Source organism: Martinezella lusitana (genome assembly GCF_014207095.1).
GTDB classification, from domain to species: Bacteria; Pseudomonadota; Alphaproteobacteria; order Rhizobiales; family Rhizobiaceae; genus Rhizobium; species Rhizobium lusitanum_B.
Window position 1 is genome coordinate 57,217 of record NZ_JACHBG010000031.1, and the last position, 8,601, is coordinate 65,817.

Sequence of the window (8,601 nt, forward strand, 5' to 3'; positions counted from 1 at the left end):
CCAGGACGTCTTCGAGGAACCCGCTTGCGAGATGAACCGCGGCAAAGATGCCAATGTCCGCAAGAAGGGTTGTTCCAAGCCGCTCACCCCCGGGGCGGCAGCCGGTGGCTGCGCGTTCGACGGCGCAAAGATCGTGCTGCAGCCGATCACCGACGTCGCGCATCTGATCCATGCTCCGCTCGCCTGCGAAGGCAATTCCTGGGATAACCGTGGTACGGCTTCGTCCGGCCCGATGCTCTGGCGCACGAGCTTCACCACCGATCTTACCGAACTCGACGTGGTGATGGGCCACGCCGAGCGGAAGCTTTTCAAAGCGATCCGCGAGATCAAGGAAACCTACGCGCCACCGGCGATCTTCGTCTATTCGACATGCGTTACGGCGCTAATCGGCGACGACATCGAAGCGGTCTGTAAGCGCGCTGCGGAAAAATTCGGCTTGCCGGTGGTGCCGATCAATGCGCCCGGCTTTTCCGGCTCCAAGAATCTTGGAAACAAGCTCGCCGGCGAGGCGCTGCTCGATCATGTCATCGGCACGGTGGAGCCCGATGATGCCGGCCCCTACGACATCAATATCCTCGGCGAATTCAATCTTTCCGGCGAGTTCTGGCTGGTAAAGCCGCTTCTTGATCGGCTTGGCATTCGCGTGCGCGCCTGCATCCCCGGTGACGCGCGTTATCGTGACATTGCCTCAGCGCATCGTGCCCGGGCAGCGATGATGGTGTGCTCGACCGCACTCATAAATCTTGCCCGCAAAATGGAGGAACTCTGGGACATTCCGTTCTTCGAAGGGTCCTTCTACGGCATTACCGACACGTCGCAATCGCTGCGGCAGATCGCTGAGCTGCTCGTCAGGAAGGGCGCCGATCCGGAGATTCTTGAGCGCACCGAGGCGCTGATCGCAGAGCAGGAGGCGATCGCCTGGAAAAAGCTCGCGGCATACCGGTCGCGGCTTCAAGGCAAGCGTGTGCTGCTTAATACCGGCGGTGTGAAGGCCTGGTCGATTGCCCACGCGCTGATGGAGATCGGCGTCGAAATCGTGGGCACCTCGACCAAGAAATCGACGGCCGAAGACAAGGAGCGCATCAAGGAAATTCTGAAGGAGGATCACCGCATGTTCGAGTCGATGGGATCGCGGGAGATGTACGACATTCTCGCAGAACACAAAGCCGACATCATGCTGTCTGGTGGGCGTACGCAATATGTCGCGCTGAAGGCAAAAACGCCCTGGCTTGATATCAACCAGGAGCGCCATCATCCCTATGCCGGCTATGAGGGCATGGTGGAGCTCGTTCGCCAGATCGATCTTGCTATCCACAACCCGATCTGGAGCGAGGTGCGGGAGCCGGCACCATGGGACGCCCAGCCCGCAATGAAGGAAGAACTGCAAAGCACGCAAAGCGAGAGCGAGACGTTCCCCGCCTCACAGATCTCGTCGGCGCCTCCGCCGGCGGCTTCCGCGGGTGGTGAGGAAAGCTGATGGCCTGCATTCTCCCGCAGACCAAGTCGGCGGCGGTCAATCCGCTGAAATCGTCGCAGCCCCTCGGTGCCGCTCTAGCCTATCTTGGCGTCGATGGTGCGATACCGCTGTTCCACGGCAGCCAAGGCTGCACCAGCTTCGCGCTGGTGCTCTTCGTGCGCCATTTCAAGGAAGCCATCCCCCTGCAGACAACGGCGATGGACGCAGTGGCGACGATCCTCGGCGGCGCCGGCAATTTGGAAGAGGCGCTCCTCAATATCAAAACACGCGCTAAACCGAAGCTGATCGGGATCTGCACGACGGCGCTGGTGGAAACCCGCGGCGAGAATTTCGAGGGCGATCTTGTCAATATCAAGCTGGAGCGTGCCGAAGAGCTAGCAGGTACCGAGGTCGTGCTAGCGAGCACACCCGATTTCGACGGTGCGATCGAGGAGGGTTGGGCAAAGGCAGTCACCTCCATGATCGAAGGCATTACGACCCCAGGCGGCCGGCCCCGCGATCTGAAGAAGATTGCGATCCTCCCCGGTTGGCACCTGACGGTCGCCGATATTGAGCTTCTGCGCGAAACGGTCGAAAGCTTTGGTCTGAAGCCGGTGATCCTGCCGGACGTCTCGGGCTCGCTCGACGGCACGGTTCCTGACGACCGTTGGGTGCCGACTACCTATGGCGGCACGAAGGTCGAGGAAATCCGCGAACTCGGCACCTGCTTCCAGGCGGTTGCGATTGGCGAGCATATGCGCACGGCCGCCGCGGCCCTGCAGGCGAAGACCGGCGTGCCTTACGTCCTCTTCGAGCAGCTTGTCGGGTTAAAGGCAATCGACCGTTTCATGACGATGCTGGCCATGATCGCCGGCAATCCGGTGCCGCCCGCTGTGCGGCGGCGCCGCGCACAATTGCAGGACGCACTCCTCGACGGCCATTTTTATTTCGGCGGCAAACGTATCGCGATTGCCGCAGAGCCAGATCATCTTTTTCAACTTGCAACGTTCTTCAAGGGTATGGGCGCTGAAATAGTCGCCGCCGTTTCGACCACCGGCACAAGCTGCATTCTGCAGAAGGTGCCGGCCGACGCTGTGCAGGTCGGCGACCTTTCTGATCTCGAAACCATGGCGCGCCACGCTGGCGGTGATTTGATCGTGACCCATTCCCACGGCCGCCAGGCCGCCGAGCGGCTTGGCGTCCCGCTGATGAGGGTCGGCTTTCCGATCTTTGATCGGCTCGGCAGCCAGCATAAGAAAACCATTCTCTATGAGGGCGCGCGCAACTTCCTGTTCGAGGCCGCCAACATTTTTCAGTCGAACTGCCGCCGGCCGAGCCCCGAAGCGCTCAATCCCTTGCAAGACATGGAGGCAAAAAATGACGGCCGTCAGACGTCTTTCACTCGTCACTGAGGAGGGGCCAGCCCCTGCGCCAGAGTGCCCGAAGGGAGTTCTGCGCGTTGCCATCGCGACACAGGACCTGAAGAGGCTGAACGCACATTTCGGGTCTGCCAAGCTTTTTGCAGTCTATGACGTCACCCCAACCGGTTGGGAGATCGTCGAAGCCGTCGATTTTGGTGAAGCAACTGACGAAAGCGGCAAGCACACGAACGACGGCGGCACCGATCGCATCGCGATGAGGGTCGAGGCGTTGAAGGGATGTCATCTGCTGTTCTGCCTGGCGATCGGCGGGCCCTCCGCCGCGAAGGTCGTCTCGGCAAAAATCCATCCGATCAAGGTGCCGGAGCCATCGTCCATCGAAGAGGTACTGATGCGCACCCAGACCATGCTGAAAACTGCCCCGCCGCCATGGCTGCGCAAGGTGCTTGCAGACGCCGGCATGGGTCTCGCCAAGCCGTTCTTCGACGACGAAGATTAAAGGAGGTCGGCGATGACTTCGCCCAGCAACCTTGCGAACACACTCGCAGATGATGATCGCGACGCAATGGCAACCCCGTTCATGAAGCGCCTGGTTCGCTTGGTCAGGGCGCAGGATACTCATGGGTCGTGGGACGGAAAATCGGACACTGACCTGCTTGCCGATTTCATTGTGACGAAGGAGCAGCGCCGGCAAATGCCGATCATCGGCGACCCCGATCCGGACGTGATTTGGAGGCTTCAAATCTTTTACACCTGCGTTGGGCTTGAAATCGAAGGGCACTCAGGCCTCGTCGCCTCCTCGATCGTGACGATGAATCCCGAGGGCTTCGGGCGAGTGGTTCTCACGACAGGGCGTTTGGTCGTTTTGTCGAAGACGCTCAGAGACGTCCATCGGTTCGGCTTTGAGACGCTTCGCAAACTCACCGAGGCCGGCACGAAATTGGTCGATGATGCTGTCATCGCCATAAAAGCCTACCCCGATGTGGCGCGGGCGCCGTGAATTCGGGTTTTTGAGGAAAGAGATAAATGTCAGACATTGTGCAGCAGCTTCAAAAGGTCCGTAAACTGCAGTCACGAGCGACAACCGCGAAAATGGAGTTGCACGATCTTGCCGAGGACCTGCCGGTCAACTGGCCCAAGATCAAGACGATCGCAGCAAAGACGTTCGACGCATTCGCGGAGTTGAATGCGGCAAAGAACGAGCTTGCCGCCTTGGAGGATTCGCGATGACGGGGACCTTCGTTACCCGTGATGGATCCACCTGGTTGCCGGAGTATCTGACCGCTATCGATGGCAAAACTTGCATCGGCTGCGGCCGCTGCTTCAAGGTCTGCTCGCGCGATGTCATGCACCTTTACGGCGCAAGTGAAGCGGGTGAAATCCTCGGCATCTGCGATGACGAAGACGACGACTTCGATGGCGAACTCAATCGTATGATCATGGTCGTGGACGAAGCAGGGCGATGTATCGGCTGCGGCGCCTGCGCCCGCGTCTGCCCGAAGAACTGTCAGATTCATATACCGGCTGACAAGCTCGCTTCATGTGCTGGCGTATAAACGCGGGAGAACGACTGTGCCTTTTGCAATTTTCTGTCGCCTCCTGCAACCAGTCATGTGCTTCAGCCTTCTAGGCGCTTACTTCGTTTCACATTCAATCCGCAGAGCAATGGTCACGACGGTGGATATTTGGCTCCTTCTTCAGGTGGCCTATTTCGCAAGCGTGCTTTTTTTGATCTGGCGCGCCAGTTGCGCTTTAAAGAGGAGCCAGCGGGTCTTGCGTTTCGATGATCTCGAGGAAATGCGTTACCGGCCAGAGCATTGCGAAAAGAAAGACTGAACTACCCCGTTGTCTTCCAGCTCGGCTCGATGGTGGGTTTGTTGCCCTTGAGGGCCGGGAACAGATCAGTTGCGAGCCTCGGGCTGCCTGGAAGACATTGATCATCGAGCATAACGTTGTTGGAACAACTACACGACGTGTCCGTCGGCAATGGCTTCCACGGTGTAGCAACCTAAGGAGTTTATTGCTGTTCGGTTCCCATTGAAGGGTGCTGTGGCAAACGCAGCGACCGGCCTGTGGGTTGCGCCGCCTCGACGACGAACGAAGGCCGATGAAGCAATGGGATCTAATCAAACGCCGAGGATTGTTGCCGGGCTTGCCCGCCCACGCGTCGTGAACACGTCTATTTCAGGCGCAAATCACTGGAGAGAACATGCTGCAAAACTTCGAACGATATCCCCTTACCTTCGGCCCTACGCCTATCGAAAAGCTTGACCGACTTAGCGAGTATCTAGGGGGCAAGGTGGAGATCTATGCCAAGCGCGAGGACTGCAACTCGGGGCTGGCGTTCGGCGGCAACAAGCTCCGCAAACTCGAGTACATCATCCCGGACGCGATCGCGTCAAATGCCGACACGCTTGTTTCCATTGGTGGCGTGCAGTCCAACCATACACGCATGGTCGCCGCAGTAGCCGCCAAGATCGGCATGAAATGCCTTCTGGTGCAAGAGGATTGGGTACCATATGAGAACGCTGTTTACGATCAGGTTGGGAATATCCTCTTAAGCCGGATCATGGGAGCGGAGGTGCGACTGGTTGATGACGGCTTCAATATCGGCATCCGCAGCAGTTGGGAAAGGGCGCTCGACGACGTCAAGCAAATGGGCGGCAGACCCTACGCGATCCCAGCCGGTGCGTCTGTCCATAAATATGGCGGCTTGGGTTATGTGAGTTTTGCCGAGGAAGTGCGCGCGCAGGAAAAACAGCTTGGTTTTGCCTTTGACTATATCGTGGTTTGCACTGTGACGGGTTCGACGCAAGCCGGCATGGTCGTTGGTTTCGCCAAGGATGGACGACAGCGCAATGTGATCGGTATCGATGCTTCGGCAACCCCTCTCCAAGCCCAGTCGCAGGTGCTTAACATTGCCCGGCAAACTGCGAAGTTCGTCGAACTCGGAAGAGAAATCGCCAATGATGATGTGGTATTGCTCGCGGACTATGCGCACCCCCGTTATGGCATTCCTTCCGAGGAAACAAACGAGGCCATTCGCCTTTGCGCGCGGCTGGAAGGCATAATCACTGATCCCGTCTACGAGGGGAAATCGATGCAAGGGATGATAGATCTCATCAGCAAGGGCTTCTTTCCGAAAGGATCAAGGCTCCTATTCGCGCATCTCGGCGGCGTGCCGGCAATCAATGCTTACAGCGACACGTTTCGCAACGGCTGATCCAAAGGAAGAGCCTCCATAGATGCCCTGGACTTTGAAGGTTCCACGGATGCGCCAATAAGCAATAGTACTGCGGGCGACGGCCCTTCTTGCCAATCTCAGCAATATGAAGATGGGCTAACATCAGCAACAATGGAATACCGCTGGCAACTAAAAAATCCTCCGCCTGAAAAAGCTGAATATCAAGCGCTGTTGAATTTGACTGATTAAGACGCCGCCAAATTGGCGCCGCTTACACGGCCAGCTTCACGCCGATCCCGCAATTACGAATCCGGTTTTTCGGAAAGCGCGTAGCCGACAGTTCTTACAGTCCGTATCAGATCGCGGTCGCTATCCCTATTTAGTGCCGCGCGCAAGTTGCCGATGTGAACATCGATGGTGCGAGGCCCGATATGAACGGCATGGGGCCAAGCTGCATTCTTTAGTTCATCTCGCGAGTAGGCCCGGTATGGGTTCCTCATAAAGTGCTCCAGCAGGCGGAACTGGGTTGGAGCTACATGAATCGTCCGGCCGTTTCGGCGCACACGATGCGTGGCCACATCCAATTCAATGTCCTGAAAGGCAAGCAGTTCGTGATGCCTGGGAATGGAACTCCGACACGAGCCGTCCAAGATTCTGCCGATGCTCGTCAGCGCTATCTCTCGCGATCGGCTAACATGCTCATTGTCATCGAAAGTGACCGTGTCTCCTTGAGTTACTTCATCAGCAACCGCCGCAATCGCAATGATCGACATTGACCGCGCCCGGCGAGAAAGACGCAGGCGAATACAGAGCGTCTGCTTCTCAACGTCAGGGAAATGCGTCCTAAGAAACACCACATCTGGCGTCGCCTCTTGGAAGTGTTTGGCGAGGACGTTCCCATGGCTGGTATTGAGGTGCTTACATGCGCATTCCAAGAACTGACCAGAGCAATCTTCTGGTGCAGTGATCAGCACCGCCGCTGAGTGGAAATCCCGATTAGTCTCGTTCTCCGCCATCGCGTGCATCCTTCAATGAAAGTTCGACCGACCTTCAAATTCTTTCGCCAACAAAGTTTTGCACTTATCTCCAAAACCCAGTTTGTTGAACTGCGGCTCGCGCCGAAGCTTTCCATTGCGGCACCTCGGCGAATGGGCTTGATCCGGAGGGAGTTCACTCCTCAGTCGGCAATTTTGCGGATAACCATGCACACATCGTGCCAATGAAAAGATCGTTTTGAAACAGTGCCATGCCTCTAATCTAGAGCGCACATGTTGAAACTCGGACTTGGGCGCTTTGCCACTAAAGCAAAGATACTTCAGCGGATCTGTAGCCAGCGCGCCCTTGCATTAACACGCGTTTCGGTTCGTGAAGAAATGTATCTGTCAGCGGCAGAAAGAACACCGCATACTCTTGACGCGGACCATCTGTTCGACCCTCTGATCTTGATGCTTTCGCCGTCGCCGATGGCTGCGAACAGCGTTTGGACATGCGCCTGGAGGAGGCGCTGATCCACCAGCTAGTCAACTATCTGATTAGGGAGTGGACCAAGTACGTTTCGGGGTTAGTCTCAGCTTATGTGCACGATCCGAGGGCACTGCTAATGGAGACATGTGCGATTGTTATCGCAAGCCCCCGACATACTATGTTAACTGGCAAAGAGCGCTTCCCAGCGCGCGCAGTTATGGTCGGCGGCACGTCCGTTCTGCAACATCTATTATCTCAATTGGCACGCGTTGGCGTGCAAAAGACGATTATCCTTGGACTAGGAGGCATGGGCGAGGTCGACCATCGTTTCTGTCACGAGCTGTACGGTATGGAGCTCCGCGTACGCCCACAGCGCACGCCATATCCCGGGCGTCTTATTGATGTGACAGCGGCAGAGGAAGTCGCTGATGTCGATGGAGTAGTTTTGATATTTACCGCGGAAATGGTGATCAATTTAACTGTGCTGGAGCGCTTGGTACGGTCATCATATCGCAACATTGTCGTTGTGAGCCAGTCACTCGGCAAACGATCGCTACGAGTGCTGACGGGCAAAGCGCAACGCCTTACAGCAATTGTACCCGAAGGCTCCGACAGCTATAAAAGTGCGTCTGCAGATTTGAGCCTCGTCGGCATTTATAAATTTGATGCGGCGTTAGTTCGGAGGATTGCGCGGAGGCGGAAACGTCGCTCGCATGACGATCCGGAGTTCTTTGAAGCAGCATTTGGTTTTCACGGTCATCCAATCTATGTCATGTGTGCCGAACCCGGCGAAATACGATGAACAACGACATCCATGCAGCAAGATTTTGAGTGCCGCAACTGAAGAATCTGGCCGCAACCCTGTTCCTTCGGCGCACGCAATCTTTGAGGCCCCAGATGCGTTCCCTGTTGTCAAAATGCAAAGCTTGGTTCCTGACGCCAAATTGCGCGTATGCCAACCAGCGAGTCGCTCTCTTCTTTCTTCGAGCCCTTTCATACATACGTCACGGCGTAAGTGACTCATAAGAGTCGGATTCGAAAAGCGTTCAACGATATCCATACCTTGCTAGCCGTCTGGTGATGAGACGAATGTGGGCGATCATGATCCACGCTTCGGC

10 protein-coding genes are annotated in these 8,601 nt (G+C 56.8%); 9 read left to right on the plus strand and 1 reads right to left on the minus strand.

What is annotated here, in order from left to right:
- Nucleotides 1-31 precede the first annotated feature (31 nt).
- The 8 genes from nifE to GGD46_RS31250 all read left to right on the plus strand — a co-directional run bounded on the left by nifE (nucleotide 32) and on the right by GGD46_RS31250 (nucleotide 6,058).
- Nucleotides 32-1,477 (plus strand): nitrogenase iron-molybdenum cofactor biosynthesis protein NifE, encoded by a 1,446-nt coding sequence (nifE, locus tag GGD46_RS31215; protein WP_240535527.1) that lies wholly within the window; start codon nucleotides 32-34, stop codon nucleotides 1,475-1,477.
- On the plus strand, nucleotides 1,477-2,868 hold the full coding sequence (nifN, locus tag GGD46_RS31220) for a nitrogenase iron-molybdenum cofactor biosynthesis protein NifN (protein ID WP_004126114.1): 1,392 nt from the start codon (nucleotides 1,477-1,479) through the stop codon (nucleotides 2,866-2,868). Before nifE ends, nifN begins: the two co-directional genes overlap by 1 nt.
- The gene (gene nifX / locus GGD46_RS31225) at nucleotides 2,834-3,334 is read left to right on the plus strand and encodes a nitrogen fixation protein NifX (RefSeq protein WP_015342005.1); all 501 of its coding nucleotides are present in this window, start codon (nucleotides 2,834-2,836) and stop codon (nucleotides 3,332-3,334) included. Before nifN ends, nifX begins: the two co-directional genes overlap by 35 nt.
- 12 nt (nucleotides 3,335-3,346) lie before the next feature.
- Nucleotides 3,347-3,835, plus strand: a complete 489-nt coding sequence (locus GGD46_RS31230; RefSeq protein WP_004126118.1) for a NifX-associated nitrogen fixation protein — start codon at nucleotides 3,347-3,349, stop codon at nucleotides 3,833-3,835.
- A gap of 26 nt (nucleotides 3,836-3,861) precedes the next feature.
- On the plus strand, nucleotides 3,862-4,065 hold the full coding sequence (locus GGD46_RS31235; RefSeq protein ID WP_015342006.1) for a CCE_0567 family metalloprotein: 204 nt from the start codon (nucleotides 3,862-3,864) through the stop codon (nucleotides 4,063-4,065).
- A complete protein-coding gene (gene fdxB, locus GGD46_RS31240; RefSeq protein ID WP_004126119.1) occupies nucleotides 4,062-4,391 on the plus strand; it encodes a ferredoxin III, nif-specific in 330 nt (109 codons plus the stop codon). The genes GGD46_RS31235 and fdxB overlap by 4 nt, the downstream gene beginning before the upstream one ends.
- A 55-nt stretch (nucleotides 4,392-4,446) precedes the next feature.
- Nucleotides 4,447-4,671, plus strand: a complete 225-nt coding sequence (locus GGD46_RS31245; RefSeq protein WP_210305378.1) for an exopolysaccharide production repressor protein — start codon at nucleotides 4,447-4,449, stop codon at nucleotides 4,669-4,671.
- A gap of 373 nt (nucleotides 4,672-5,044) precedes the next feature.
- Nucleotides 5,045-6,058: a 1-aminocyclopropane-1-carboxylate deaminase gene (locus GGD46_RS31250; RefSeq protein ID WP_004126123.1), complete on the plus strand. Its 1,014-nt coding sequence runs from the start codon at nucleotides 5,045-5,047 to the stop codon at nucleotides 6,056-6,058.
- A gap of 263 nt (nucleotides 6,059-6,321) precedes the next feature.
- On the opposite strand, the gene GGD46_RS31255 is transcribed toward GGD46_RS31250, so the two are convergent.
- Nucleotides 6,322-7,035, minus strand: a complete 714-nt coding sequence (locus GGD46_RS31255) for a DNA-binding response regulator (RefSeq protein ID WP_157385444.1) — start codon at nucleotides 7,033-7,035, stop codon at nucleotides 6,322-6,324.
- A 470-nt stretch (nucleotides 7,036-7,505) separates the two neighbouring features.
- Between GGD46_RS31255 and GGD46_RS31260 the strand changes: the two genes are divergently transcribed.
- A complete protein-coding gene (locus GGD46_RS31260) occupies nucleotides 7,506-8,285 on the plus strand; it encodes a hypothetical protein (protein WP_244441509.1) in 780 nt (259 codons plus the stop codon).
- The last annotated feature ends 316 nt before the right edge of the window (nucleotides 8,286-8,601 follow it).